The organism is Catenulispora acidiphila DSM 44928 (genome assembly GCF_000024025.1).
GTDB lineage: Bacteria > Actinomycetota > Actinomycetes > Streptomycetales > Catenulisporaceae > Catenulispora > Catenulispora acidiphila.
In genome coordinates this window covers 5,108,834-5,135,527 of the sequence record NC_013131.1, presented here as the reverse complement: position 1 = coordinate 5,135,527, position 26,694 = coordinate 5,108,834, and the positions used below count along the sequence as shown (strand labels likewise).

The window sequence follows — 26,694 nt, the reverse complement described above, 5'->3', positions numbered from 1 at the left end:
CGGTGTCGGTCGTGGGCGATCGGCTTGCTGTAAGCGCAGCGCACGGCAAGGCACCGGTGCGGCCAGGCTTGGAGCTCCGCCGATTTTCCGCCCTGCTACCAATCCGCGCACGCTCTTAGTAGCCCCCTGGTTCGGCTACGGTCTGGGCATGGAGATCTGGATCAACCCCCGCTGCTCGAAGTGCCGCGTCGCCCAGGAGACCCTGGACGCCGCCGGCGTCGAGTACACCGTCCGCCGCTACCTGGACGAGCCGCCGACCGCCGCGGAGCTGCGCGACATGCTGCGGCGGCTGGGTCTGGAGCCGTGGGACATCGTGCGCGACGGCGAGCAGGTCGCCAAGGACCTCGGCGTGAAGCAGTGGTCCCGGGACGGCGAGGCCGACCGCGAGCGCTGGATCGCCGCCCTGGCCGGGCATCCGATCCTGATCCAGCGTCCGATCATCACCGCCGACGACGGGCATGCCGTCGTCGGACGCAGCGATGAGGCGGTGCGGTCGGTCCTGCCGCGGGGTTAGACCTTTTTCGCTCTCCTTAGCCCTTTCAGTCCTCGTCGGCGTGCGGGAGCTTCGCCGAGATCAGGTCCATGACCGTGGAGTCGGCCAGCGTCGTGGTGTCGCCGATCGCCCGGTCCTCGGCGACGTCGCGCAGCAGGCGCCGCATGATCTTGCCGGACCGGGTCTTGGGCAGCTCCGGCACAACGATGATCTGCCGCGGCTTCGCGATCGGCCCGATGGCCTTGCTGACGTGGTCCCGCAACGTCTCGGCCAGCTCCTCGTGCTCCTCGTTGCCACCGCGCAGGATGACGAAGGCGACGATGCGCTGTCCGGTGGTCTCGTCCTTGGCGCCGACGACTGCGGCCTCAGCCACGGCGGGGTAGGACACGAGGGCGGATTCGACTTCGGTGGTGGAGATGTTGTGGCCGGAGACGAGCATGATGTCGTCGACGCGGCCCAGCAGCCACAGGTCGCCGTCTTCGTCCTTTTTGGCGCCGTCGCCGGCGAAGTAGTAGCCCTGGTCGGCGAAGCGGGCCCAGTAGGTGTCGATGAAGCGCTGCTGGTCGCCCCAGATGCCGCGGGCCATGGAGGGCCAGGGCTTGTCCAGGACCAGCAGGCCGCCGTGGCCGTTGCCGACGATGTTGCCGTCCTTGTCCACGACGTTCGCCGAGATGCCCGGCAGCGGCCGCATCGCCGAGCCCGGCTTGGCCTCGGTGACACCCGGCAGCGGGGAGATCATGATCGCCCCGGTCTCCGTCTGCCACCAGGTGTCCACGACGGGGGTCCGGCCGCCGCCGATGCTCTCGCGGTACCAGATCCACGCCTCGGGGTTGATCGGCTCGCCGACCGAGCCCAGCAGACGCAGCGAGCTGAGATCGAACTTCGCCGGGATCGCCGAACCCCACTTCATGAAGGTTCTGATGGCGGTCGGTGCAGTGTAGAGCAGGGTGACCTTGTACTTCTGGACGATCTCCCAGAAGCGGCCCTGGTGCGGGGTGTCGGGGGTGCCCTCGTACATGACCTCGGTCGCGCCGTTGGCCAGCGGCCCGTAGACGATGTAGGAGTGCCCGGTGACCCAGCCGACGTCGGCGGTGCACCAGTACACGTCAGTTTCCGGCTTCAAGTCGAACACCGCGTGGTGCGTGTACGAAGCCTGCGTCAGATAACCGCCGGTGGTGTGCAGGATGCCCTTGGGCTTACCCGTGGTGCCCGAGGTGTACAGGATGTACAAGGGATGCTCGGAGTCGAAGCCCTCGGCGGTGTGGTCGGTGGACTGCCGGTCGACCGACTCGTGCCACCAGACGTCCCGGTCCTGCTCCCACTGCACGTCGTGGCCGGTACGCCGGACGACCAGCACCTTCTCGATGGTCGGCGAGGCGGCGGCGGCCTCGTCGGCGTTGGCCTTGAGGTTCACCACCGATCCGCGCCGATGGTAGCCGTCGGCGGTGATCAGCAGCTTGGCGCCGGCGTCCTCGATGCGGCCGCGCAGCGCCTCCGGGGAGAACGCGGCGAAGCACACCGAGTGCACCGCGCCGATGCGGGCGCAGGCCAGCATCGCGACCGCGGCCTCCGGGATCATCGGCAGGTAGACCGCGACCCGGTCCCCGGCGCCGACACCCAGCTCGACCAGGGCGTTGGCGGCCTTGCAGACCTCGTCCTTGAGCTCGGCGTAGGTCAGGGAGCGGGAGTCGCCGGGCTCGCCCTCGAAGTGGATCGCGACACGGTCGCCGTTGCCGGCCTCGACGTGCCGGTCCACGCAGTTGTAGGCGGCGTTCAGCTTGCCCCCGACGAACCACTTGGCGACAGGCGGTTCGGACCAGTCGAGGACCTGCGTCCAGGGCTGCTCCCAGTGCAGCCGCTCGGCTTGAGCGGCCCAGAAGGCCTCGCGGTCGGCGTCGGCCTCGGCGTAGGCCTCGGCGGTGACGTTGGCGTGGTCGGCCACGTCCTGCGGCGGAGGGAAGCGCCGGTTCTCTTTGAGCAGGTTGGACAGTGTCTCTTGGTTGACAGCGTTGGCAGCGTCGTCAGTGTCGTCAGTCATGTCTCCGAGCCCCTGTCGTCGCGACGGAAGGGAACGAGGACCGCACAGCGGTCCTCGTTCCACGCTATTCCCCCCGGCTCATCGAGGCCAGGTCGGGAACATCTGCCTCTTGTGCGTCTCGTTGGCCACGGCCGCCATCGAGGCGTACCAGGCCGCCAGCGCCGTGACGATGCCGACGAAGCCGCCGATCTTGGTGAACCCGGCCGGCCCGGAGGTGGAGTTCTGCCAGGCGCCGATGGCCAGGAGCAGGAACGTCACCGTCAGCAGCGCGAACACCGCCAGTACCGCGCCGTTCGTGCGCAGCGCCGCCACCGTCATGTAGCCGGTGAAGATGAACCAGGCGAACAGGTACAGCCCGATCGTCTTGTGCGCGTCCTCACCGGAGCTCCAGTGCACGATGGCCCAGTAGCTGAGCCAGAACGCGCCGAAGGAGGAGAACGCGGTGGCGCCGAAGGTGTTGCCGCGCCGGTACTCCCACATGCCGGCCAGCAACTGCGCGATACCTCCGTAGAACAGGGCCAGGCCGAGGACGACGTCCCCGCCCCCCTTCTCGGAGATGATGTTGGTGTTGATGACGCTGAGAATGAAAGTGGTCATGGCGAAGCCGGCCAGGCCCAGCGGAGCCGGATCGGCGATGATGCCCGACGAGGACGGGGCGGGGGTGACGGTGTTGGAGGTCTCACTCACGGCAGGTGCGTCCCTTCCCTTGGCTGACGACGCTGCCGGCCTTACCGGCCGCGTCCCTGTCACCGTAAGGAGCGACACGAGCCCTGCCCATGGCCGCGGACCTGTGAGCCGGACCATCGGTGGCTAGCGTGCGGTGAACGGTTGCCCCGGTGCGGTGAGTGGGGTGTCTGGGGCGGGTGAGCGGTGTGCGGATTCGAATCAGTGGCGGGGAAGCGGCGTGTCCCCCTACTCCTGCACCTCGGCAGCCACCCGCCGCAGCTCCCCCAGCACGGTGCGCACCGCACGTCGCGCGGCGGCCTCGGGCCGGTGCAGCACGTCGATGTGGCGGCGGGCGCGCACGCCGGCCAGCGGGCGCAGCACCACGCCGGGGTGCGGACGCGTGGTCCAGCGTGGCAGGAGGGCGATCACGCCGTTGCCGGCGGCGACCAGCTCGGCGACGACGGTGAACTCGTTCACGCGGTGGCGCAGCTCCAGGCGGCGGCCGGCGGCGGTGGCGATCGCCTCGACCAGCGGGAGGACCGGATAGCCGTCGTGCACCGACACCCACGGTTCGCCGGCGACGTCGCTGGGCGTCAGGCGCGCCTTGGCGGCCAAGGGATGCCCGGTCGGGAGGGCGATGTCCAGCGGCTCGTGCAGCAGCGGCGTCACCGTGACGGTGCGCGGCCAGGGCGGGGCGTGATCGAAGCGGTGCGCCAGGACGAGGTCGTAGTCGCGGGTCAGCTTGGGGAACTGCTCCTGCGCCACGTCCTGGTCGGCCAGCGCCAGAGCCGGCGATCCAGCTTCGGCAAGTGCACGCAGCAGCCGGGGAAAGAACACCAGCGCCGCACTGTGGAACGCCGCGACCGACACCGTCCCCGCCGGCTCGGCCACGAACTCGTCCACCGCCTGCCGGGCCCGCGCCAACGCGGCCTCGACCTCGATCGCGGCGTCGGCGAGCGCCTGCCCAGCGGCGGTGAGCACCAGCCGGCGCCCGGAACGCTCGGTCAGCGGAACCGGCACGCTGCGCTGCACCAACCGCAGCTGCTGCGACACCGCCGAGGGCGTGACCAGCAGCGCCTCAGCCACCGCCGCGACGCTCCCCAACTCGCCGAGTTCGCGCAGAATCCGCAGCTGACGTTCATCCATGGAGCGAAAGTGTAGAGAAACTTCATGGTTGGTTGAGAATGACGTCCTCGACTACACCGACGGCGCGCGCCGACCATAGCCGAGTGACCTCCCCGATTCCCCACCGCACCGATCACCGCACGGACCTCGCACTACTACTCGTGGCTTTCGTCTGGGGCTCCAGCTACCTCGCCGCGAAGTCCGCTGCCGCCGCGACGTCAGTCCTGGCGGTACTGCTGGCGCGATACGCCCTGTCGGCGATATCCGGCTCCGCGCTACTGGCCGCGAGGCGCCAGCTGCGTCCACATCGCACGGAATTGCGCATCGGCACGATCCTCGGACTGACCCAAGCCAGTGTCCTGATCATCGAAACCTACGGCGTCGCCCACACTTCCGCCGCCAACGCCGGGCTCATCATCAGCCTGACGATCATCCTCACGCCCTTGCTCGACCGTCGTGGCGCGGCACTGCCGGCGCGCTACTTCGCAGCATCGGGACTGTGTGTCGTCGCGGTCGGACTGCTGATGAGCGGCAGCGGAGGCCTGCACATGCCGAGCGCCGGAGACCTGCTCATGCTCGCCGCCGCAGTCGTGCGAGCCGGGCATGTCGCGCTGGTCGGACGCCTGACCGCGACCAGCGACATCAGGCCGCTGAATCTGACCGTCGTCCAGACCTACGTCGGGACAGCGCTGTTCGCCATCCCCGCCGCCACCGAGCTGCCGAAACTGGCACGCGCCGGAGCGAGCACGTGGGCTGAGATGGCCTATCTGGCCCTGTTCTGCAGCGTATTCGCGTTCGTGGCGCAGACCTGGGCAGTGCGCCGCACCTCGGCCAGCCGCGCCAGCCTCCTGCTGGGAACCGAGCCCGTGTGGGCCGTCGCGGCGGGCGTGGCGCTCGGCGGAGAGCACCTGGCGGCGCCGGCCGTCGCCGGAGCCGCCCTGATGCTCGCCGGAACGTACTGGGGTCAGGCGATCGAGCGTGCGCACCGGGCCCGCGTCGCCCTGAGCCTCAGCCTCGCATGGCCGACAGCGCCGAGGCCGTCAGCTCCACCGGATGCCCGCTCACCGGCATCAGGCATTCCTGCGGGCTGCACGCCGCGTAGCTGACCAGCACCTTCGCGCCGCCCTTGGCGTCGAGGTCGACCGGCAGCGCGGTGGTCACCGGACCGTCGGGATACACCGGGAACGTCACATCAGTACCCTGCATCGCCAGCATCCGTACCGGCGACTGCGCGGTCAGCGGTCCCCGGCTGCGCAGCGCGCCGCCGACCTCCACGCGCGTCGGACGGCCCAGGCCCTGGATGCCGTCGGCGGGGAGCCCGACGCTGTAGAGGTGGAAGCCGGGGCGCTGCGGGGTGAACGTGGTGAGCAGTTCGCTGCCGTCGCCGGTCAGGTGCATCGCGACGCTGACGCCCTGGTCGGTGAAGCCGACGGCGTGCGGATGCCGGTGCACCGCGCCGGCGAAGGCGAGCGCGGCGAGCACCGGGACGCCGGACAGCGCGGCGACGACCAGCGCGGTCGAGGACCTCATCGCCCGGCCCACTGGCTGAGCCAGGCGGCCATGTCCGCCTCGGTGTACTTCGGCTGGCCGGTGTGCGCGGAGTCGGCGCGCACGGTGCCGTCGGGGTTCAGGACCACCAGCAGCGGCATGCCGAACGTGCCCAGCGCGTCGTACTGCGTGGCCAGCGACATGTGCTGCGGGTCGGCATCGCCCAGGTCGATCTTCACGACGTGGTACGAATGCGCCAGCACGGCCTGCGCCTTCGGCGTGTGCATCGCCTTGTCCAGCGCGCGGCACGCGGTGCACCAGCTGGCGCCGAAGTCGAGCAGAACGGCTTTGCCGTCGCGCTGCGCGGCGGCGACGGCGTTCACGATCTGCGCCGTCGCGGCGGCGTTGGGGTCGTAGCCGAGGTTCGGGTCTTGCGCTGTCGGCGGAGCCGGTGCCGGGCGCGGCGACGCGGGCGCCATCGCGGCGGCTGCCCCCGAGCGCGCAGGAGCTGCGGCGCCGACGTGCGGGTGCGCGGGCCGCGGGGCGACGTCGGTGGTACCGGACGGGATGAGGACGGGAACGCCGACACCGCCGGTCGCGGCTACGTCGTGCCCGACAGCCTGGCCCGGCTGCTGGATCTTGCTCAGCGCCCCCCAACGCCGCAGCCGCGTCGGCGCCGGCACCAGCGCCGGCACCGGACGCCACAGGCACTGCCGGAGCAGCGGCAGCCGGCGCGGCGTGCACCTGCCCGGACCGCGCGACGACCGGCGAATCCGGCATCCCCGACGAGGCGGGAGAGCTGAGCGGCTGTGCCGCCCCGGCCGCCTCCCGGTGCTGGCCGGGAGAGGAACACGCAGCCACCCCGAAGGCGGCGGACGCCACAGCGACCACTGACACGCACTTGCGCACAACTACTCCCGATTCCGTAATGGATGCCCGGAATCTAGCGGCCTGCGCACGCCAAACCGCTGAACCGCGCGCGTGGCGCGCGCTTTTTCACCCGCCGCACCCGCGAGGCGGCGAGAAGGAAGGCGCGCAGATCCGCGCGCATTCGGCCCGTTCCCGGCGAGCGCGGCGCCGCCGCAGCGGGCAGACTGCTGTCATGCCCGAATTGCCGGAGGTCCAGGCGCTGGCCGCGTTCCTGGACGAGCACCTCGCCGGACACGCGGTCGCGGCAGCCACGCCGGTCGCGATCCAGGCGCTCAAGACCTACGACCCGCCGCTGTCGGCGCTGGAGGGCCAGGTGGTCTCCGGGGTGACGCGGCACGGGAAGTTCCTCGACTTCAGCGTCGGGGACGTCCACCTGGTGCTGCACCTGGCGCGCGCCGGCTGGGTGCGCTGGCAAGAGGAGCTGCCGACCGCGCCGCCGCGTCCGGGCAAGGGACCGCTGGCACTGCGGGTGCGTATGGAGGAGCCGGCGGGCAGCGGGATCGACGTGACCGAGTACGGCACGAAGAAGGGCCTGGCGGTCTACGTCGTGCGCGATCCGGCTGAGGTGCCGGGCATCGCGCGCCTGGGCATCGATCCGCTGTCGGCGGAGTTCACCGCCGAGGTGCTGGCCGGGCTGCTGGACGGCGAGCGCCGCCAGATCAAGGGGTTCCTGCGCGACCAGAGCGTGCTGGCGGGCATCGGCAACGCCTACTCCGACGAGATCCTGCACGCCGCGCGCATGTCCCCCTACAAGCTGGCCGCCAAGCTGACGCCGGATGAGGTCGCCGACCTGTACCAGGTGATCATCGGCACGCTCACCGACGCCGTCGAGCGCTCGCGCGGGCTGCCGATGAAGGACCTGAAGTCGGAGAAGAAGTCGGGCTTGCGGGTGCACGGCCGGACCGGCGAGAAGTGCCCGGTGTGCGGCGACACGATTCGCGAGGTGTCCTTCGCCGACTCGGCGCTGCAGTACTGCCCGACGTGCCAGACCGGCGGCAAGCCGCTGGCCGACCGGCGGATGTCGCGGTTGTTGAAGTAGCGCGACCTGCTGTGCCGCTGTGCTGCCGTAGTGCCGTGCCGCCGTAGTGCCGTGCCGCCGTAGTGCCAGCCGGAAGTCAGCTCTTGCCGCGCACCGTCAAGTAGGCGCAGCGCATGTGGATGGCCTTGTCGAGCTCGGCCAGCGTCCGGTCGAAGAACTCGCGCCGGTAGACCGCGTCGGTCAGCGCGGTGATCGCGAAGTACAGGGCGCTGATGCCCGCCAGCAGGACCGCCACGTGCAGCGTCTGGCTGTTGACGGGCAGCGTCATCCCCCACAGCTGCGCGTCCGGCGGGACCTGCCCGAACCAGTCCTTCAGGACCTCGGGGCGGATCGCGATGGCGCCGAAGACCACGTAGAAGAAGAACACCATCCAGCTGAGCAGGCTGATCTGGATGGTCTGGGTGAGCAGCAGGTACATGAACATGTTGCGACGCTGCCCCAGCCCGAGCGCGGGGTCGGTGGCCAGGTCCGGCTCGCCTTCGGCGAACGCCGCCAGCGGGGTGGCGGCGCAGCTGGCGCGTATCCGGTCCGGGGTGCACGCGCGCGGCAGCGTGCCGGTCTCCTCCGGCAGCCGCGCGACGAGGAAGGCTTGGATCAGCACCACGAAGAAGGCCGCGGTCACCCACAGCCAGCCGGTGCTCAGAGCTGCCGCGATGCGCCAGAAGTCGCCGCTGAAGAAGATCACCATGCCGAACAGCGCGAGCAGCGGCAGGGCGCGGACCGCCAGGTGTCCGACCTCGCGGACCTCGGCGAGGACCCGCCGCAGCGTCCAGTAGCCGAGCATGGCGCCGAGCCGCGCCAGCCGGATGCCCGCGGCGAACGGCCGCAGGAAGGCGGGCAGGCCGGTGACGGCGTACCGGTCCTCGACGAAGTGCGGCACGCCGTGCCGGACGAACCACTGCTCGGCCTCGGCCAGCGCCGCCTCGATCTCGGAGGCGGGGTCGGGGTCTGGGTTGGGTTCTGGGTCTGGGTCAGGGTCTGGCTCGGTGGAAGGGGCGAGGTCGGCGGGAACGCCGGCGTCCGAACTGGAGCCGGCATCTGCGTCGGGATTCGTGGCGGGATTCGTGGCGGGATTCGTGGCGTGGTCAGCGGCGTCGGCAGCGCCCGTACTTGTCATCAGGATTCGACTATAAGCCTGTCAGTCCAACCGGAACATCACCTCCTCGATCTCCTGTCCGCGCGCTTCGGCGAACCCCCGCTGCCGTCCCACCTGCCGGAACCCGGCGCGCTCCAGCACGCGCTGGGAGGCGAGGTTGTCGGACGCGGCCGAGGCGAACACCGGGCGCACCGGAACCTGCTCCAGCACGGCCGCCAACGCCGCGCCGGCCAGGCCGCGTCCCCAGTGATCGCGCCGGATCCAGTACGTCACATCGATCTCCTCCCCGAGGGGGAAGGCCGCCGCGCTGCCGACGATCTCGCCGTCGGCTTCGACCACCACCTGCACGATGCGATCGTCGGCGAGCAGCTTGCGGTGCTTGTCCAGGTACGCCTGGCGATCGTTCGCCGTGCTCGTGAACGCGGCCATCACCTGCGCCTCGGCGTCGCACTGGATCTCGAACAGCGCCGGCAGGTCGCTCTCGCGCATCTGGCGAAGGACGGTTTCGTTCATGGAATGCAGACTATTGCGACCTACTGACAACAAATCGCTGCCGCCGCCGCAGACCCTGGTCACGGCGCCCGCCGCAGAGCGGCCGGCGGCGCGTTTGGAGCGTCACCGCTCGGAAACGTGAAGTCCATGGGGACACCAAAAGACGCTCCACTGCGCCTGATCGACGTCCGCGCCCTCGCAAGCCGCCACGTCACCCGCCCCGCCCGCACGGCGGTGCGCCCATGACCGACCGGATCCGCGTCTGGATCATCAGCACCGACACCCCTCCCGAGACCGCCGAGGGCTACGAAAGCCTGCTCGACGACGGCGAGCGGGCCCAAGCCGCCGACTTCCTGCACGAGCGCGACCAGCTGCGCTACCTCGTCGCCCACGGCGCCCGCCGCCAGATCCTGGGCCGCGAACTGGACATCGCGCCACAGTCCCTGACCTTCACCGCCGACACCAACGGCAAACCAGCCCTGACCGACGGCGGCCCGCACATCAGCCTGGCCCACGACGGCGCACTGGCACTGCTGGCGGTGGCAGCGAACCGCGAAGTCGGCGTCGACGTACGCCAACTCGCCGAGGGCCTCGATCCCGTGGACATGTCCGAGCGCTACTTCCTGCCCTTCGAGGCCCGCTACGTCGCCGGCGGCCACGACCTCCTGGAGCAGACGGACCGCTACGCGCGCCTGTGGACCCGCAAGGAGGCGGCAGCGAAGGTAGCCGGCGGCCTGGGCTGGGCGAACACGAAGGCAGCGGTGCTGCAACGCGACCTGGTGGCATGCGTCGAACCGGCCAGCTCGCACCGGCACCGCGTCCTACCGGTCCCGGTACCCAGCGGCTATCGGGCGGCGGTCGCCCTCTTCGGCGAGGCGCCGTTCCAGGTGGAGGTGGTGACCTTCGAGGCCTGAGCCGGTGGTGCGCCCCACATCGCGAGGAGCCTTGTAAAGGTTTCTTTAGAAAGCTATCTTTAGATGCATGACCGACTCAGAGCACGATGACGTCCTGCATCTGAACGATCCGCAGGCGATGCGCGCCTACGCCCACCGCACCCGTATGGAGCTGGTGGGTCTCCTGCGGACCGAGGGCCCGCTGACCGCGACCCGGGCCGCGGAGCTGACCGGCGAATCGGTGGCCAGCTGCAGCTACCACCTGCGCATGCTTGCCAAGTACGGCATCGTCGAGGAGGTCCCCGGACCCGGACGCCAGAAACCCTGGCGCGCCACGGCGCAATTCACGAACGTGCCGCGCACCTCGGCGGATCCGGCCGTCCAGGCAGCCGCCACCCAGCTACGCACCTACTTCGCGCAGTTCTACTTCGAGGATGTGGCACGCGCCCAGCAGACAGCCGACGTCGTGCCGGAGCGGTGGCGGGACGCCGAAGAGTTCGGCGACATGCTGCTGTACCTGACGCCGGAGGAGCTCCGCGAGCTCAACGCGGGCGTCGACGCGCTGATCGACCGATATCTGAGCCGCAACGTGGCACCGGAGACCCGGCCAGAGGGCGCGGAGTTGGTGCAGATCCTGCGGATCGCGTTCCGCAGGGACCGGCAGCCCGATGCCGAGATCTCCGGCGATGCCGCGCCCGGCACAGACACACGCGCTGGCACTGACACAAACGCAGACACAGCCACGGAAGGCGGTCTGTCATGACCGCCGACACCCGAGCACAAGCGAAGGCGCAGTCGGCGGCCACCATACGTACTCCCGGCCAGGCCGCATCCGCCGAGGCGCCCACCACCGGCGCGATATCCCGCGTGCTCCCCAGCTCGCTCCATCGCCGCATCCCCGCCGTGCTGCAGCGGCGTGACTTTCGGCGGTTCTGGCTCGGGCACAGTGTCTCGCTCGTCGGTGACGAGGTGCACCGCATCGCGATGCCGTTGGCGGCGGTGCTGCTGTTCGGCGCGGGTGCCACCGCCATGTCCTGGCTCACCGCGGCGCCGATGATTCCCGCGCTGCTGCTCTCGATTCCGGCGGGCATTTGGGTCGATCGGCGGCCGAGTCGGCGGCGGATCATGCTGGCCGCTGATGTCGGGCGGTTCCTGGTTGTGCTCTCGGTGCCGGTTGCTTATGCCTGCGGGGTGCTGACGTTGGCGCAGCTGATCGTCGCCGAGGTGGTCGTGGGGATGCTCGCGGTGCTGTTCAGCATCTCGGACAACACCCTGTTCGCGGCGATGGTTCCGAATCAGGAGCTCATGCAGGCGTCCTCGCTCAGCAATGGCAGCCGGGCCTTCGCTTACGTCTCCGGGCCTAGCCTCGGCGGCCTGGCCGTGCAGCTGCTCACCGCGCCGTTCGCGCTCGTCGCCGACGCGCTGAGCTACCTGGTCTCGGCGGTGTCGCTGAGCCGCATTCGGCCGGTCGAGCCGGTGCCGGATCGGCAGTCCAAGGGCGGCTTTCTGGCAGGGCTGCGCTGGATCGCCGCGACGCCGGGGATCAGGGCCCTGCAAGGGGCGGTGGCGACCGTCAACTTCTTCGACTTCATCTTCCAGGCGCTGTTCATCCTGTACGCGACCAAGTACCTGCACATCAACGCCGGACTGCTCGGCTTGGCCCTCGGCGCCGGGGCGATCGGCGGGCTGGTCGGCGCGGCGGTGACCAGCCGCGTGGTGGCGCGGATCGGCATCGGCATGGGGATGACGCTGGGATTCCTCGGCTTCGCCGCACCGCACGTGCTGGTCGTGCTGGCCTCGGGTCCGAAGCTGCTGATCGTCGCGACCCTGTTCGCCTACGAATTCCTCTCCGGGCTCGGCGTGATGGTCCTGGACATCTGCGGCAACGCCTACATCACCGCCGTCATGCCCGACGACCTGCGCTCCCGCATCTCCGGCGTCCTGCAGACCATCAACTACGGCATCCGTCCCCTCGGCGCGCTGACCGGCGGCTGGCTGGCCACGACCGTGGGCATGCGCGCCTCCCTGTGGATCTCCACGATCGGCGCGTGTTGCAACGTCCTGTTCCTGCTCGGCTCCCCGCTGCGCAAGCTGCGCGAGCTACCCGGCTGACGCCCCCGACGGCGCGGGCTGCACGGGCTGCGCCGGCGCGAACGACGGCTGCGGCGGCCGCGCCGGGAACCCAGCCGCCGCGCGCGCCTCGCAGAACGACTCCACGAGCGCTGGATGCACCGGTCCGTTGGACGCCACCAGATCCGCGTCCCCGGGATGCCACTCCAGCCCCGCGTACGTCGTCGCCTTCCCCCCGGCCTCCCGCACCAGCAGCACCCCGGCGGCCCAGTCCCACGGCCCGCACCGCTGCTCCCAGTAGCAGTCCAGCCGCCCGGCGGCGACCCACGCCAGATCGATCGCCGCGCTCCCGGTGCGCCGCACGTCCCGCGACTGCCGGAACACCGAGGAGAACTCGGCGAGGTTGTCGTCGCTGTCGAAGGACCGGGTCGGCGGGAAGCCGGTGGCCAGCACCGCCCGGTCCAGCCGACGCACCGGCGAGGCACGCAGCCGCCGGCGTCCCTCATACGCGCCGCGCCCCGCCTCGGCCCAGTAAATCCGCCGGCGCGCGACGTCGGCGACCACGCCCAAAGCGATCCGCTGCCCGTCCCAGAACGCCAAGGAGCAGGCGCAGTGCGGGATGCCGCGCACGAAGTTGGTCGTGCCGTCGACGGGGTCGACGAACCAGGTGGGTCGCGACAGGTCCATCTCGGCCAGTCCCCCGCCTTCCTCCCCGACGACCGCGTGCTCGGGATGGGTGGCCTTCAGCCAGGCCCGGACCAGCCGCTCGACCCGCAGGTCGGTGGCGGTGACCAGATCGGCCGAGGAGGTCTTGAAACGGAGCCGGCGCGGCGCGGCCGAGCGGCGGATCAAGGTGGCGGCCTCCCGGGCGACGCGGATCGCGCCGAGGGTCGCGGGGCGGGGCAGGGGCATGGCCGGTTCCTCAGAGTCCTTCGATCAGCCGTCTTCATCGAGCGCTTCAGCCGGCGCCGGACCGGCTTGCGGGTCGTGCGGTTGGTGCGATCGGTGCCCATCCAACTCCTCTTGTGAGTCTTGCGCGTGCATGTCAGGTTTCGATTCAGATTCCTGTTCCGGATCAGATTCCAGCTCCGGTTCCGGTTCGACCTCGATCCCCGGAATCCGCTCCAGCTCATGCCCGAGCGTCTCCAACTCCGCGCCGCCGGCCATCAGCCGCACCAACTCGTCCCGGCTGATCTCGTTCTTGGCGAAGTCCCCGAGCAACCGGCCACGGTTCAACACTACGAACCGGTCCCCCACAGGATGCGCGTGATGCGGGTTGTGGGTGATGAAAACGACGCCCAAACCCCTCTCCCGTGCCTGCACGACCCGCCGCAGCACCACCCCGGCCTGCTTGACCCCCAGCGCCGAGGTCGGCTCGTCCAGAATCAGGACCCTGGCACCGAAGTGCACGGCGCGCGCGATCGCCACCGACTGCCGCTCCCCGCCGGAGAGCGTCCCGACCGGCTGGTCCGGGTCGCGCAGATCGATCCCCATCGCCGACAACGCCTCACGCGTGCTGGCTCGCGCGGCACGCGCGTCGAAACGCCGCCACGGTCCCCACCCCTTGGTCGGCTCCGACCCGAGGTAGAAGTTCCGCCAGATCGCCATCAGCGGCACCATCGCCAGGTCCTGGAACACCGTGGCGATACCGGCGGCGCGGGCGTCGCGAGGGCTGTGGAACTTCACGGCGGCGCCGTCGATGCGCACCTCGCCCTCGTCGGGAGTGAACACCCCGGACAGGATCTTGATGAGCGTGGACTTGCCCGCTCCGTTGTCGCCGAGCACGCACGTCACCTGCCCGGCACGCACCGACAGCGACACGCCGCTCAACGCGCGCACGTTCCCGAAGTACTTGCCGACGCCGTCGGCTTCCAGCAGCGTCGTCATCTGCGCGCCCTCATCGCTCGCCGGTGAGTCAGGGTATTGACGGCCACGGCCAGGAACAGGATCGCGCCGAGGAACGTGAAGTCCCACGAGCTGTCCCAGCCGGAGTAGATGACGCCTTGCAGCGCCATCCCGATGATGCAGGCGCCCAACGCCGCGCCGATCGCGGAGCCGTGCCCGCCGGTGAGCAGACAGCCGCCGACGACCGCGGCGATGATGTAGTAGAACTCGTACCCGACGCCCTGTTCAGATACCGCGGTATTGCTCTGCAGGAACGAGATCACGCCGACCAGCGCCGCAGCGCTCGACGTCCCCACGAACAGCAGCACCTTGGTACGCCGCACCGGCACGCCGACCTTGCGGGCGGCGTCGGCATCGCCGCCGACGGCGAACACCCAGTTCCCGAACCGGGTTCGCCCCAGCAGCCACACCGCGGCGACGGTGACGCCGACGAACCACAAGATCGCAGTCTGATATCCGGCCGGCAGTCCGGTGCTGTGCGCGAAGGAGCCGCCAAAGACGTCCTTGGCGCTCTTCAGTCCGGGGTGGTGAGTACCGGTCAGCCCGATGTTGGTGCTGCCGTGGTTCACCTTCAGGACCCCGCCGACCGACAAGCCGCGGAAGACGAAATACGTGGCCAGCGTGACGATGAAGCTGGGCAGTCCCGAGCGGGTCACGACGAGCCCGTTCACCGCCCCGATCAGCGCCCCGAACGCGAACGTGACCGCCACGGCCGCCCAGGCGTTCCAATGCTCGTTGCCGACCAGCAGCGCCATGATGATCGCGCAGAACCCTGTCATGCCGCCGGTCGACAGGTCGAACTCGCCGCCGATCATCAAGAGCCCGACCGGCACCGCCATGATCCCGAAGAACGCCGCTTGCTGAGCCCAGGCCTCGAATCCGGTCTGCGTCAGCCACAGGTGTTGCGGGGTGCTGTCGGTGATCGTGAAGACGACGAACACTGCGATGGCGCCCAGCAGCGCGCCGAGGGCAGGGCGTCGCAGAAGGCTGGTCAGCCTGCCGGCCCTCCCGGCGCCGTCGCCGTGCTGGTCCGCTTGGCCGCCGTCGGATCCGTCGGCGGGCGGTGGCCCGGCCTCACCGGGCCGGGCCACCGCGATGTCCGAACCGGTCATCAGTCGTCCCCGGCGGCGATCGCGGCTGCCACGGACTTGATGGTGGTGCTGTCGACGAGTTTGGGTCCGCTGGCCACGGTCGTGCCGCCGCCGACGGAGTTGCCCTCGTGCTTGTTGTAGAGGAACAGGAATTCCACCGGTAGGTAGCCCTGCAGGTACTGCTGCTGGTCCACGGCGAAGTCCAGGGTCGGCGGGGAGGCCTGCAGGTCGTTCTGCACGTCGCTGGACAGGTCGAAGGTGGCGATCTTCACCTTCGCCGGCTTGGCGACGACCAGCGACTGCCCGATCGCGTTGTTCAGCGTCATCACCGCGTTGACGCCGGGGTGCGACTGCAGGTAGGCGGTGACCTGGCCGACGGCCTGCTGCGGGTTGGAGGCGGCGTTCGGCGTGGACAGGATCAGCTCGGTGCAAGCAGGTCCGGCAGCCGGTGCGCTGCCGGTCGAGCACTTCTGGCCGACGCCCAGACCCTGCGCGATGCCGTCACAGCGGTCGAGCAGGTTTTGCCCGGACTGGTGGATGACGCACAGGACGTTGGAGGCGTTTTCGCTGGCGAAGCGCTGCCCGGCTTGTTTGCCCGCGAGTTGCTCGGGCTGTCCGACACAGGTGATGGCTTTCGCCGCGGCGATGTCGGTGTCGTCGCAGCCGGCGTTGACCAGCACCACCGGGATGCCCGCGGCGGAGGCGGCGGCGAGGGTGGAGTTCATGACGCTCGGCGCGTGGTCGGAGACGATGATGCCGTTGACCTTGGCGTTGATCGCGTTCTGGATCTGCGCGTTCTCGGCGTTGTCGTCGGGCTGGGCCTGGCCCTGCTGCTGGGAGCCGTAGGTCTCGGAGAGTTTGCAGCCGGTGTCCTTGGCGGCGTCCTTGGCGCCCTTGTAGACGACGCTCCAGAAGTTGCCGTTGTCGCCGTGGGTGATGACGGCGAAGGTGTAGGGGCAGGAACCGCCGCCGGCGGCGGCGGTCTTCGGCTTCGAGCTCGATGACGAGCAGCCGGCGATCAGGAGCAGCGTGGCCAGCGCCGCGGTGAGCAGCCGGCCGATCGAGGAAGGTGTTCTCGGTGCCATACGTGCCTCCTCCACATTCCGTTGTGGCGTTACAGGTACGGGCGTTGAGCTTTCTTCGCCTCCTCATACCCCGTTCTGGCCGCGCGAGTGGATTCCAGGTCTGATACCTGTGCCACGGGCACGTCCCACCACGCGCCGCCGTCGGGCGCGCCGGCCATCGGATCGGTCGCGACGTGCACGACTGTGATGCGGTCGGCTTTTTTGGCCCGGTCCAACGCCGCGACAAACTCCTCGATGTCGGTGGCGCGCTCAACGTTCGCGCCGAGACTCGCGGCGTTGGCGGCGAGATCGACCGGAAGCGGGCCGCCGTTCAGGCGTCCTGACGCGCCGCGGTAGCGGTAGGCGGTGCCGAAGCGCTGGGCGCCGAGGGATTCGGACAGGGCGCCGATGGAGGCGTACCCGGCGTTGTCGACCAGGACCACGATCAGTTTCACGCGCTCGGCCACGGCCGTAACGATCTCCTGGGCGAGCATCAGGTAGGAGCCGTCGCCGACCAGGACGTAGACCTCGCGCTCGGGCGCGGCAAGCTTCACGCCGAGGCCGCCGGCGATCTCGTATCCCATGCAGGAGAAGCCGTATTCGACGTGGTAGGACTTCGGGTCGCCGCCGGTGCGCCAGAGCCGGTGCAGGTCGCCGGGCATCGAACCGGCCGCGCAGACGACCACGTCCCCGGGCTCGGCGGCGTCGTTGACGGCGGCGATGACCTCGATCTGCGAGGGCAGCGGGACGTTGGCGAAGCGGTAGGCGCCCTGGACGGTCGTGGCCCACCGGGCGCGGACGTCGGCGATCTCGGCGTGGAAGGCGGCTTCGGTGCGCCAGCCGTCGAGGGCGGCGGTGAGGTCTTCGAGGGCTGATCTGGCGTCTGCGACCACTGATACGCCGGCGTGCTTGGCGGCGTCGAAGGCGGCGATGTTGACGGTGACGAAGCGGACGTCCGGGTCGGCGAAGGCGGTGTGCGAGGCGGTGGTGAAGTCCGAGAAGCGGGTTCCGACGCCGATCACGAGGTCGGCGCGCGCCGCGATGAGGTTCGCGGCTTGGGTGCCGGTCGCGCCGATCGCGCCGAGGGACAGCGGGTCGGATTCGTCCAGAGCGCCTTTGCCGGCTTGGGTTTCGGCGACCGGGATGCCGGCGGCGTGGGCGAACGTGCGCAGCGTGTCAGTGGCCTGCGAGTAGGTGACGCCACCGCCGGCGACGATGAGGGGACGGCGGGAGTTCTTGATCGCTGCCGCCGCGCGCTCTATTGCTGCCAGGTCGGCGCGGGGGCGGGGGACGTGCCAGACGCGGTGCTGGAACAGCTCTTCGGGCCAGTCCCAGGCTTCGGCTTGCACGTCCTGCGGCAGGGCGAGGGTCACGGCGCCGGTCTCGGCGGGGTCGGTCAGGACCCGCATGGCCGCCATGAGCGCGGCGGGGAGTTGTTCGGGCCGGTTGACGCGGTCGAAGTAGCGGGAGACCGGGCGCAAGGTGTCGTTGACGGAGATGTCGAGGCTGCGCGGGTCTTCCAGTTCTTGCAGGACCGGGTTGGCGGGGCGGGTCGCGAAGACGTCGCCGGGCAGCAGCAGAACCGGGAGGCGGTTGACGGTCGCCAGGGCGGCGCCGGTGACCAGGTTGGTGGCGCCGGGCCCGACGGAGGTGGTGCAGGCGTAGGTGGACAGGCGGTCGCGCATGCGGGCGAAGGCGGCGGCGGTGTGGACCATGGCCTGCTCGTTGCGGGCCTGGCGGTAGGGCAGCAGGGCCGGGTCCTGGAGTTCCAGGCCGAGGAGGGCTTCGCCGAGGCCTGCGACGTTGCCGTGACCGAAGATGCCGAAGACGCCTTCGATGAGGCGGTGCTCGGTGCCGTCGCGCTCGGTGTGCTGGACCGCGAGGAAGCGGACCAGGGCTTGGGCGACGGTGAGGCGGCGGGTGGGGCGGGTGCTGCCGGCGCTGTCAGCGTTTCCGGTGCTCATTCCCGCACCCCCGGTTTCACCAGCGCGGCGGCGGTGTCCACGGCCGCGGCGACGTCGCCGTCCGGCGGGTAGAGCAGGGCTCGACCTACGACCAGGCCGTGAACCCCTTCCAGGGCAAGGGCTTTCTCCCAGGCGGCGTACGTCTCCTCCGGCGCGACGTCGGGGTCGCCACCAAGGAGCAGCACCGGGAGCGTGGTGGCGGCCAGGACGCGTTCCATCTCCTCCACGACCGGCAGCTTCAGCCAGGTGTAGGCGCTGGTCGAGCCCAGGCCTGCGGCTATCGCGCAGGCGCGGACGACGGCGGCGACCGACAGATCGTTGCGCAACCGGCCGTCACCGGCGCGCGTGGCCATGAAGGGCTCGATCATCGCCACCAGGCGGCGCGCGGCCAGCTCGGAGACGGCGCGGCCGCACGCCTCCAGCGTGGAGACGGTGTCCGGGTCGCGGAGGTCGATGCGGAGCAGCATCTTGCCGCCGTCCAGGCCGGAGGACGCTATGGCAGCGGCATCGTAGGCGGTGAAGCGGTCATCGAGCTCGGAGACCGACCCGGCGAGCCCGCCCCGGTTCATCGAGCCGACAACGACCCGGTCCTCCAACGCACCAAGCAGCAGCAGGTCCTCCACGATGTCAGGGGTCGCCAACACCCCATCAACACCCGGCCGCCCCAACGCGACCACCAACCGCTCCAGCAACTCCCGCCGATCCCCCATCGCCAACGGATCATCCCGCACCCCCAACGCCCCCCGCGCCGGATGATCAGCGGCAATAAGCATCAACCGCCCCCCGCCATCAACCAGCGCCCCCCGCCGCCGCCGCGCCGAAGCCGCCGCCGCAATAGCCTCCGGCTCCGCCACCCGCACCCGCCGCAACCGCCGAATCTCCCCGACCTCAACCATGAACCACCTCCACGATCGTTGGAGCACGCGGCACAACAAGGCATCCAGGCCGAGGCACAGCTTTGGCGAGGGCGACATGCAGCTCACGACGAGAACACTCAGCTTGTGCGGCATACGCGTCGCAGCGAGCCAAATGCTCGACGCACACAACAACATCGCCGCCGCCACCTCGCTGCCCGGGTCGCGCCACGAGATCGCCACGGCCACCTCGCTGCTCGGCACGCGCCACGAAGTCGCCCCACCCACCTCGCTGCCCAGCACGAGCCAGGAGATCGCCGCCGCCAACTCGCTGCCCGAGGCGAGCCACGAGATCGCCGCCACCACCTCGCCGCTCAGCGCGCGCTACGAAGTCGCCGCCGCCAACTCCCTGCCCGGCACGAGCCACAAGGTCCCCGTCGCCACCTCGCCGCCCACCACGCGCCGCCGAGCCGCCACCATCCCCATCGCGCCGCCAGCCGTCCGCCGCCCCCTCACGCATCCCCGGCCTCCAGTGCCGCCAAGACCTCCGCGGTGTCCGGCATCGCCGTTGAGCACTCGATGCGGGCGGCGACCAGGGCGCCGGCGGTGTTGGCGAAGTGGAGTGCGCGCTTCAGTGGCCAGGCTTCGAGCAGTGCATGGCAGAGGGCGCCGCCGAATGCGTCGCCGGCGCCGAGGCCGTTGAGGACTTTCACTGTGGGTGCCGGGATCTCCAGGGTTGTGTCGGCGGTGCGGGCCAGGACTCCTTCGGCGCCGAGTTTCACCACTGCCAGCTTCGGTCCCATGCTGAGCAGGGCGTCGGCTGCGCGGTGCGGGTCGCGCTCGCCGACCGCCGTGAGGCATTCGTCGAGGTTGCCGACGGCTGCGGTGACGTGCGGCAGGGCCAGGCGTGCGGCGCGTCCGGCGGCGGCGCGGGTGTCCCAGAACTGCGGGCGGTAGTCCAGGTCGAGGATGGTGTGCGGCTTGGCGGCGCGGGCCTGCCAGGCGGCGTGGTGGGCTGAGCGGCTGGGTTCGGCGGACAGACCGGTGAGGGTCGCCCAGAAGACGCCCGCGCGGGCGATCGCGTCCAGGTCGAGCTCGTCGGGGGCGATCATCAGGTCGGGGGCTTTGGGCCAGCGGTAGAAGTAGATCGGGAAGTCGTCCGGCGGGAACATCTCGCAGAAGGTCACCGGTGTCGGCAGTCCCTCGACCTCGGCCAGGAAGGCGTCGTCGACCCCGAACCCGCGCAGTGCGCGCCGTACGAAGCGCCCGAAGGGATCGGCGCCGACGCGCGTGACGACCGCGGTGCGGCGTCCGTGGCGCGCGGAGGCGACGGCGACGTTCGTGGCGCTGCCGCCGAGGAACTTCCCGAACGTCTCCACGTCCTCCAGCCCGACCCCGACCTGCAGCGGATACACGTCCACCCCGATGCGCCCCATCGTGATGACGTCATAGCTCATGCCAGGCCCTCCAGGAACGCAGCGCAGGCGCGCACATCGGCGGCCGGCCCGTCCCCGCGCCCCGGCTCGGCGTCCAGCACGGTGTCCTGCTCCAGTACATACCAGCCCTGATATCCGTTCCCTTCCAGGGCGGAGACGACTCCTGCGATATCGGCGTCCCCGCGCCCCAGCGGCTGGTACATCCCGGCACGCACCGCGTCGTAGTACGTCAGCTCGCCGCCGCGCACCCGCTCGGCGAGCGCGGCGTCCACGTCCTTCAGATGCGTGTGCACGATCCGGTCCGCCGCGCGCGACGCCAGCGAGGCCGGATCGCCGCCGCCGATCAGCAGATGTCCGGTGTCCAGGCACAGCGGTGTGTCGGAGGCCTCGAGCAGCCGCTCCACGTCGCCGCCGGTCTCGATCATCGTGCCGACGTGCGGATGCAGACAGGTCCGGATGCCCAGACCCACGGCACGCGCCCGGATCCGGTCCAGGTTCGTGAACAGCCGCCGCCAGCCCACGGCGTCGAGCACCGGACGCGAGTCGTAGCCGTCCGCGCCGGTCGCCGCCGCCAGGACCAGCAGGTCCGCACCCGACGCGGTGAAGCCTCCCAGTGCCTCCTCCACGCCGGGCCACGGATCGTGCCCAGCCTCGTGCAGCACCGCCGGGACGAACCCGCCGACCGCAGAAAGCTGATACTCCTTCAGCAGCGCGCGCCGCTCGCCGGGATCCTCCGGCAGGAACCCGTCCGGCCCGAACTCGGTGGCGCGCAGCCCCGCCTCGGCCATCTCGGTCAGCACTCGCTCGGCAGAAAGCTGATGCCCCCACCCGGGAACCTCGCACACGCCCCAGGAGATCGGCGCCCCGGCGATCCGGTCCGCGATCATCGCCGTACCTCCGCGATCGTCACCGGCCGATTCTGCGCTCGCGAGACGTCGCAGGCTTCGGCTACATACAACGCTTCCAGCGCCTCGCCGACCGGGCAGGGGTTCTCGATCCGCCCCTGCGCGAACTGCACAAAGGCTTGCAGCTCCCCGGCGTAGGCCTCCTGGAAACGGTCCATGAAGCCGGCATAGGCAGGTCCCTTGGGAAAGGCTCCATCCGACCCGGCGTCAGGAACCCCGACCGGTCGCAACGGCAATCCGTCGTCATATCCGGCGCCGACGCTGCCCTGCGTTCCGGCCACATCCAGCGTCACCGCGTACCCCGCGCCGTGATACCGCGTCGCGGTCACGGAGGCCAGCGCGTCGTCGTCCATCCGCAGCACCGCCGCAGCGGTGTCAGCATCTCCGAACTCGGCGAAGAACGCCTCGCCGCGCGCCGAACCGGAGGCGAACACCGACACCACTTCGCGGCCGGTCACCCACCGGATCGCGTCGAAGTCGTGCACGCTGCAGTCGCGGAAGATCCCACCGGAGGTCGCGATGTACTTGGCGGGCGGCGGGACCGGATCGCTGGTCTGCGCCCGCAAGGTGTGTACGCGCCCCAGCGCCCCGGTCTGCACCTCCTCGCGCACCGCGACGTAGCCGGCGTCGAAGCGGCGCTGGAAACCGATCTGCACGCGGCCGCCGAACTTGTCGACGCTGCTGATGACCTCCAGCGTCTTGGCGCTGTTCTCGGCGACGGGTTTCTCGCAGAAGACCGGGATCCCGGCGGCGACGCCGCGCTCGATCAGCTCGGCGTGGCTGCCGGTGGAGGTCGCGACGACCAGCGCGTCCAGATCGGTGCGCAGCAGCGAGCCGATGTCCGGCGCCCACCGCACGCCCAGGGAGGCGGCCAGCTCCTCGGCCCGGCCGGCCTGGACGTCGGCGACCACCACCTCGACGTCCGGCAGGCCGTGCAGCGTCTTGGCGTGGAAGGCCCCGATGCGCCCGACGCCGACCAGCCCCAGCAGTGTCATGCCAGCCTCCGTTGCTACGGGTGCTTGTGGTGGCCACTTGGTCGAGCTTCCTGCGGCCCGGGCAGCCGGTCAACAGAATGTTATGACATTTTAACGTCCGGACACCTTGTCATCATGGTGTTGACACCAGTCAGAGTGCCCTCTCCCCCAGCCGCACGGGCAGCGCCGACAGCCCGCGGAACAGGCGGCTGTGCTCCCGCCGCAGCTTCTCGACCGGTCCCACCAACTCAATGTCCGGATATGTCCGTAGCAGTTCATCGAATGCGATACGCGCCTCCAGTCGCGCCAGCGGGGCGCCGAGACAGTGGTGCAGTCCGTAGCCGAACGTCAGATGCGACGGCTCGGAACGGTCGGCGCCGCGACCGGGACGGTAGACGGACGGATCGTTGAAGCGGCGCTCGTCACGGCTGACCGCGCTGAAGTGCACCAACACCGGCTCGCCGGCGCGGATCAACGCCCCGCCGAGTTCGACGTCAGCCAGCGGATAGCGCGGAAAGACCACCTTCACCGGCGGATCCAGGCGCAGGAACTCCTCGATCGCCACCGGCAGCAAGGTCGGATCGGCTTGGACGGCGGCCAGGCGTGCGGGGTCGGACAGCAAGGTCAGCATGCCGTTACCGATCAGATTGGCGGTGGTCTCGTACCCCGCGCCGAGCAGCAGGAACAGCAAGGAGAGCAACTCGCGTTCGTTCAGCGCGTCGCCGTCGTCGTGGGCTCGGATCAGACCGTCGATCAGCGTGCCCTCGTGGGAGATGTCCAGCGAAACCTCGCCGACGGCGGCGCGGCGCTGCGCCACCAGCGCTGCGAACATCTCCATGATCCGGCGCGCCGCCTCAGCCGCAGCCGCGACCTGCTCCTGCTGCTCGCTGGCCTGCAGAATCGTGTCGGCCCAGTGCCGGAAGTCGGATCGCTGTGCGACATCGATGCCCAGCAGCTCGGCGATCACCGCGATCGGCACCGGCAGGGCGAAGGCGGCCATCAGATCGACCTCGGCGTCGCCGGAGGGAAACGCCTCGATCCTCTCCCGCACGATCCCCCGGATCCACGGCTCCAGCGCCGCGACACGTCGGGGCGTGAACGTCTGCTGCACCAGACCGCGCAGCCGCGTGTGATCCGGCGGATCCATCCGTCCCATGTGCGACTGCAAACCCCGGTCCGCGGCGCCGGCCCAGAACACCTCGCGCGCCTCCGGCCCGGAGTTCTTGATGCCGTCGATGCTCATCCGCGGCGAGGACAACGCCTCCACCGCCTCGTCGTAGCCGGTCACCAGCCATACCGCCAACCCGTCGACCATGGTCCGGACGACCGGCCCGGCCTCGGCGATCGGAGCCAGCACGGCGTAGGGGTCGTGGGCGTAAGCGGGGTCGGACGTGTTCAGCACAGGAAGGTCAGACATACTCAGGATTCTTACTCCCCCGCTGCCGACAGTCACGGTGGCGCACGGGCGGCGAGGCGCGGGCACCGTGGGACACGGCGGGCACGGCGGGCACGGCAGGCGTCACCGGCATCGCGTACGGTCGGTCATACCGGACGACGCGCGCGACCCGCGAGGAAAGGCAACGGCACGCACCAATGGCCCGCTACACCCCCGAAGACCTCGCCGCCGCGAACGGCCGCACCCTCGCCGACGTCATCGCCCCCCACCTGAACGTCCTGTTCTGCGGCATCAACCCCGGCCTCCTGTCCGCCCTCACCGGCCACCACTTCGCCCGCCCCGGCAACCGCTTCTGGCCCGCCCTCCACCGCTCCGGCTTCACCCCCCGCCAACTAGCCCCCCACGAGCAAGACCACCTGATCACCCTCGGCCTGGGCATCACCAACGTCGTCCCCCGCGCCACCGCCGGCGCCGCCGAACTACGCGCCGAGGAGTACCGCACCGGCGGCGAGGCACTGCGCGCGAAGGTCGCCGAGTACCGGCCACGCTGGCTAGCGATCGTCGGCATCGGTGCGTACCGAGTCGCCTTCGACGCGCCGAAGGCGGTAATGGGACGTCAGGAGCTCACGCTCGGGGAGACCGGGGTGTGGGTGCTGCCCAATCCCAGCGGCTTGAACGCGCACTACAACGTCGACACGCTCGCCGCGGCGTACGCCGAGCTGCGGGTGGTCGTGGAGGGCGAGGGGGCGGCGGCGTCATAAAGTCGCTGGTATGTACTCCGAAGATGAAGCTGCCGGGCTGGATGCCGCGCGTCGGATGTTCGATGCCGACAAGGCGTCTGCGGGGCTGGGGATCGAGTTGGTCGAGGTGGCGCCGGGGCGGGCTGTGGCTCGGATGCGGGTCGGTGCGGCGATGCTGAATGGGCACGGTATCGGGCACGGGGGTTATGTGTTCCTGCTTGCCGATACTGCTTTTGCGCTGGCTTGCAACAGTCGTGGGCCGGTGACGGTTGCCGCCGGGGCGGATGTGAGCTTTCTGGCGGCGGTGGCTGAGGGGGATGTGTTGACGGCGCGGGCTGTGGAGCGGGTGGTGTTCGGGCGGAGTGGGATCTATGACGTGACGGTGACGCGCGGGGGTGCGGGCGGCGGGGTGGGTGGCGGTGCTGATCGCGAGGCTGACGTCGTGGGGGATGGCGAGCAGGTCGTTGCGGAGTTCCGTGGGCGAAGTCGTGTCGTCACTGGTCGTTGACCTTTTTGACGGGTGTCAGCAATATGGCTGTAACTCAGATCACACTTCTTAGTTGCCGTCAGGAGCTGTTGATGTCCGTCGCCGATCAGGACCGGGTGGTGTTCCAGGAGTACGCCGATGAACTCGGGCGGGAGCTGTCCGGGGTGTGGCGGCGGGAGCGGGCGCGGTGCGCGGTGTGCCGGGCGGCGCGCTCGGTGTTCCTGAGCTACGCGCGGGCTGGGCTGACGATGGTGGGGATCAGTCCGCTGGCTCTGCCGCCTCGGGCGAAGGTACCGCCGAGCGGCGAGTGAGGCAAGATCGCCGCGTCCCGGTAGGGTGCCGCCCATGAGCACCGCTGACGGACGCCACGCCGACCTGCTTCTCGCGGTGGACGGCGGCAACAGTAAGACCGACGTGCGCCTGGTCCGCGCTGACGGGACGCAGGTGCGCCAGGCGATCGGCGGGCCGTTCCGGCCGCAGGTGGCGGGCGTGCCGGCGGCGATGGCGGTGCTGGACGCGCTGGTGGGCGAGGTGCTGGTGGGCGAAGTGCTGGAGGCTGAGGGTGTCGGCGGCACGACGAGTGGCGTCGGCACGACGAGCACCGCTAGCACGACGAGCACCGCGACCGCCCCAGCCGCACCCCGCGTCCGCGGCATCGCGGCCTTCCTCGCCGGCGCCGACCTGCCCGAGGAGATCACCACCTTGCAGGCGGAGGTCGAGGCGCGCGGCTGGGCGCAGGAGGTCTACGTCGCCAACGACACCTTCGCCGTGCTGTACGCGGGCTCGCCACAGCGCGAGGGAGTCGCAGTCGTCTGCGGCACCGGCATCAACTGCGTCGCCGTCGCCCCCGACGGCCGCACCGCGACGTTCCCCGGTCTGGGCTGGGAGTCCGGCGACTGGGGCGGCGGCGGGGATCTGGGACGTGCCGCGTTGTTCTGGGCGGTGCGTGCCGAGGACGGACGCGGCCCGGCGACCACGCTGCTCGACGCCGTCACCACGCACTTCGACCGACCGCGCGCGCTGGACGTGGTCCTGGCGATCCACCGCGGGCAGGAGTCCGACCGCCGTCTGGCCCAGCTGGCGCCCGCGGTCTTCGCCGCCGCCGACGCCGGGGACGAGATCGCGGGGTGGCTGATCGACCTGCTCGCCGACGAGATCGCGGGCATGGCCACCTCGGCGGCCCGCACGCTGGGGTTGGAGGCGCCGCCGGTGCTGCTCGGCGGATCGGTCGCGGCGGCGGGGCACCCGCGGTTGCTGGACCGGGTCCGGGACCGCGCTCCCGGCCCGATCACGGTGGTCACCGACGCTCCGGTGGTGGGCGCGGTGCGCTACGCGGTGGGACGCTGGGGCGCCGACGCGCCGGTGTCTGTCTGAACTGCTGGTCCGGTCAAACAAAACTCCGGTGATTCGCGCTGTCGACAGCAGCGCGAATCACCGGAGCACAAAATGATGGCAGGCCGACCTGAAATCTTCGTTAAGAAAGGCAGCCAGGCGCCATCGGCGAACCGGCACGCCACCGGCGCTTTCGGGGCAAGGGCCTTGGTAAAC

27 protein-coding genes are annotated in these 26,694 nt (G+C 70.4%); 10 read left to right on the top strand and 17 right to left on the bottom strand.

The genetic code is table 11. From position 1 onward, the window contains the following. Window positions 1-148 precede the first annotated feature (148 nt). Window positions 149-514, top strand: coding sequence for an arsenate reductase family protein (locus CACI_RS22305; protein WP_015793100.1), 366 nt, complete (start codon window positions 149-151; stop codon window positions 512-514). Window positions 515-539: 25 nt separating this feature from the next. On the opposite strand, the gene acs is transcribed toward CACI_RS22305, so the two are convergent. From acs to CACI_RS22290, 3 genes are all read right to left on the bottom strand, one after another. Beyond that, entirely contained in the window at window positions 540-2,531 is a 1,992-nt protein-coding gene (gene acs / locus CACI_RS22300; protein WP_015793099.1) for an acetate--CoA ligase, read from the bottom strand. A 78-nt stretch (window positions 2,532-2,609) separates the two neighbouring features. After that, window positions 2,610-3,218 carry an acetate uptake transporter gene (locus tag CACI_RS22295; RefSeq protein ID WP_015793098.1) on the bottom strand — a complete coding sequence of 203 codons (609 nt, stop codon included), beginning with the start codon at window positions 3,216-3,218 and terminating at the stop codon, window positions 2,610-2,612. Between the two features lie 225 nt (window positions 3,219-3,443). Then, entirely contained in the window at window positions 3,444-4,343 is a 900-nt protein-coding gene (locus CACI_RS22290) for a LysR family transcriptional regulator (RefSeq protein WP_015793097.1), read from the bottom strand. A gap of 38 nt (window positions 4,344-4,381) precedes the next feature. On the opposite strand from CACI_RS22290, the gene CACI_RS22285 reads away from it, so the two are divergent. Further along, the gene (locus CACI_RS22285) at window positions 4,382-5,428 is read left to right on the top strand and encodes a DMT family transporter (protein WP_015793096.1); all 1,047 of its coding nucleotides are present in this window, start codon (window positions 4,382-4,384) and stop codon (window positions 5,426-5,428) included. Here the strand turns inward: CACI_RS22285 and CACI_RS22280 are convergent. Further along, a complete protein-coding gene (locus CACI_RS22280; protein WP_015793095.1) occupies window positions 5,331-5,852 on the bottom strand; it encodes a hypothetical protein in 522 nt (173 codons plus the stop codon). The genes CACI_RS22285 and CACI_RS22280 overlap by 98 nt on opposite strands. Continuing rightward, window positions 5,849-6,493 (bottom strand): thioredoxin family protein, encoded by a 645-nt coding sequence (locus CACI_RS45935; RefSeq protein WP_143765348.1) that lies wholly within the window; start codon window positions 6,491-6,493, stop codon window positions 5,849-5,851. The genes CACI_RS22280 and CACI_RS45935 overlap by 4 nt, the downstream gene beginning before the upstream one ends. Before the next feature lie 419 nt (window positions 6,494-6,912). Here CACI_RS45935 and CACI_RS22270 point away from each other — a divergent pair, with 419 nt between their 5' ends. Further along, on the top strand, window positions 6,913-7,779 hold the full coding sequence (locus CACI_RS22270) for an Fpg/Nei family DNA glycosylase (protein ID WP_015793093.1): 867 nt from the start codon (window positions 6,913-6,915) through the stop codon (window positions 7,777-7,779). A 76-nt stretch (window positions 7,780-7,855) separates the two neighbouring features. On the opposite strand, the gene CACI_RS22265 is transcribed toward CACI_RS22270, so the two are convergent. Beyond that, complete coding sequence (locus CACI_RS22265; RefSeq protein WP_015793092.1) at window positions 7,856-8,896, bottom strand: hypothetical protein; 1,041 nt, start codon at window positions 8,894-8,896, stop codon at window positions 7,856-7,858. A 21-nt stretch (window positions 8,897-8,917) separates the two neighbouring features. Further along, the gene (locus CACI_RS22260) at window positions 8,918-9,388 is read right to left on the bottom strand and encodes a GNAT family N-acetyltransferase (RefSeq protein WP_015793091.1); all 471 of its coding nucleotides are present in this window, start codon (window positions 9,386-9,388) and stop codon (window positions 8,918-8,920) included. A gap of 221 nt (window positions 9,389-9,609) precedes the next feature. On the opposite strand from CACI_RS22260, the gene CACI_RS22255 reads away from it, so the two are divergent. From CACI_RS22255 to CACI_RS22245, 3 genes are all read left to right on the top strand, one after another. Beyond that, window positions 9,610-10,281, top strand: coding sequence for a 4'-phosphopantetheinyl transferase family protein (locus CACI_RS22255; protein WP_015793090.1), 672 nt, complete (start codon window positions 9,610-9,612; stop codon window positions 10,279-10,281). 67 nt (window positions 10,282-10,348) lie between these two features. After that, on the top strand, window positions 10,349-11,023 hold the full coding sequence (locus CACI_RS22250; RefSeq protein ID WP_015793089.1) for a helix-turn-helix domain-containing protein: 675 nt from the start codon (window positions 10,349-10,351) through the stop codon (window positions 11,021-11,023). Then, on the top strand, window positions 11,020-12,372 hold the full coding sequence (locus CACI_RS22245) for an MFS transporter (RefSeq protein WP_015793088.1): 1,353 nt from the start codon (window positions 11,020-11,022) through the stop codon (window positions 12,370-12,372). The genes CACI_RS22250 and CACI_RS22245 overlap by 4 nt, the downstream gene beginning before the upstream one ends. On the opposite strand, the gene CACI_RS22240 is transcribed toward CACI_RS22245, so the two are convergent. The 10 genes from CACI_RS22240 to CACI_RS22195 form a co-directional block, all read right to left on the bottom strand. After that, on the bottom strand, window positions 12,361-13,242 hold the full coding sequence (locus CACI_RS22240) for an inositol monophosphatase family protein (RefSeq protein ID WP_015793087.1): 882 nt from the start codon (window positions 13,240-13,242) through the stop codon (window positions 12,361-12,363). The genes CACI_RS22245 and CACI_RS22240 overlap by 12 nt on opposite strands. A gap of 24 nt (window positions 13,243-13,266) precedes the next feature. Further along, complete coding sequence (locus CACI_RS22235) at window positions 13,267-14,217, bottom strand: ATP-binding cassette domain-containing protein (RefSeq protein ID WP_015793086.1); 951 nt, start codon at window positions 14,215-14,217, stop codon at window positions 13,267-13,269. Next, entirely contained in the window at window positions 14,214-15,347 is a 1,134-nt protein-coding gene (locus CACI_RS22230; protein WP_015793085.1) for an ABC transporter permease, read from the bottom strand. Before CACI_RS22230 ends, CACI_RS22235 begins: the two co-directional genes overlap by 4 nt. Beyond that, window positions 15,347-16,411 carry a substrate-binding domain-containing protein gene (locus CACI_RS45930; protein ID WP_015793084.1) on the bottom strand — a complete coding sequence of 355 codons (1,065 nt, stop codon included), beginning with the start codon at window positions 16,409-16,411 and terminating at the stop codon, window positions 15,347-15,349. Before CACI_RS45930 ends, CACI_RS22230 begins: the two co-directional genes overlap by 1 nt. Window positions 16,412-16,440: 29 nt before the next feature. Then, on the bottom strand, window positions 16,441-18,354 hold the full coding sequence (iolD, locus tag CACI_RS22220) for a 3D-(3,5/4)-trihydroxycyclohexane-1,2-dione acylhydrolase (decyclizing) (protein WP_015793083.1): 1,914 nt from the start codon (window positions 18,352-18,354) through the stop codon (window positions 16,441-16,443). Further along, window positions 18,351-19,250 (bottom strand): Cgl0159 family (beta/alpha)8-fold protein, encoded by a 900-nt coding sequence (locus CACI_RS22215; RefSeq protein ID WP_041542191.1) that lies wholly within the window; start codon window positions 19,248-19,250, stop codon window positions 18,351-18,353. The genes iolD and CACI_RS22215 overlap by 4 nt, the downstream gene beginning before the upstream one ends. Window positions 19,251-19,720: 470 nt before the next feature. After that, entirely contained in the window at window positions 19,721-20,665 is a 945-nt protein-coding gene (gene iolC / locus CACI_RS22210; RefSeq protein ID WP_015793080.1) for a 5-dehydro-2-deoxygluconokinase, read from the bottom strand. Then, complete coding sequence (locus CACI_RS22205; protein ID WP_015793079.1) at window positions 20,662-21,531, bottom strand: sugar phosphate isomerase/epimerase family protein; 870 nt, start codon at window positions 21,529-21,531, stop codon at window positions 20,662-20,664. The genes iolC and CACI_RS22205 overlap by 4 nt, the downstream gene beginning before the upstream one ends. Continuing rightward, window positions 21,528-22,544, bottom strand: coding sequence for a Gfo/Idh/MocA family protein (locus tag CACI_RS22200; protein ID WP_015793078.1), 1,017 nt, complete (start codon window positions 22,542-22,544; stop codon window positions 21,528-21,530). Before CACI_RS22200 ends, CACI_RS22205 begins: the two co-directional genes overlap by 4 nt. Before the next feature lie 130 nt (window positions 22,545-22,674). Then, the gene (locus CACI_RS22195) at window positions 22,675-23,940 is read right to left on the bottom strand and encodes a cytochrome P450 family protein (RefSeq protein WP_015793077.1); all 1,266 of its coding nucleotides are present in this window, start codon (window positions 23,938-23,940) and stop codon (window positions 22,675-22,677) included. A gap of 176 nt (window positions 23,941-24,116) precedes the next feature. Here CACI_RS22195 and mug point away from each other — a divergent pair, with 176 nt between their 5' ends. The 4 genes from mug (at window position 24,117) to CACI_RS22175 (ending at window position 26,520) form a co-directional block, all read left to right on the top strand. Next, entirely contained in the window at window positions 24,117-24,680 is a 564-nt protein-coding gene (mug, locus tag CACI_RS22190) for a G/U mismatch-specific DNA glycosylase (protein ID WP_015793076.1), read from the top strand. Between the two features lie 10 nt (window positions 24,681-24,690). Then, window positions 24,691-25,167 (top strand): hotdog fold thioesterase, encoded by a 477-nt coding sequence (locus CACI_RS22185; protein WP_041540409.1) that lies wholly within the window; start codon window positions 24,691-24,693, stop codon window positions 25,165-25,167. Between the two features lie 71 nt (window positions 25,168-25,238). Beyond that, window positions 25,239-25,457: a hypothetical protein gene (locus CACI_RS22180; protein WP_015793074.1), complete on the top strand. Its 219-nt coding sequence runs from the start codon at window positions 25,239-25,241 to the stop codon at window positions 25,455-25,457. A 34-nt stretch (window positions 25,458-25,491) separates the two neighbouring features. Then, a complete protein-coding gene (locus tag CACI_RS22175) occupies window positions 25,492-26,520 on the top strand; it encodes an N-acetylglucosamine kinase (RefSeq protein WP_015793073.1) in 1,029 nt (342 codons plus the stop codon). Window positions 26,521-26,694: the final 174 nt, after the last annotated feature.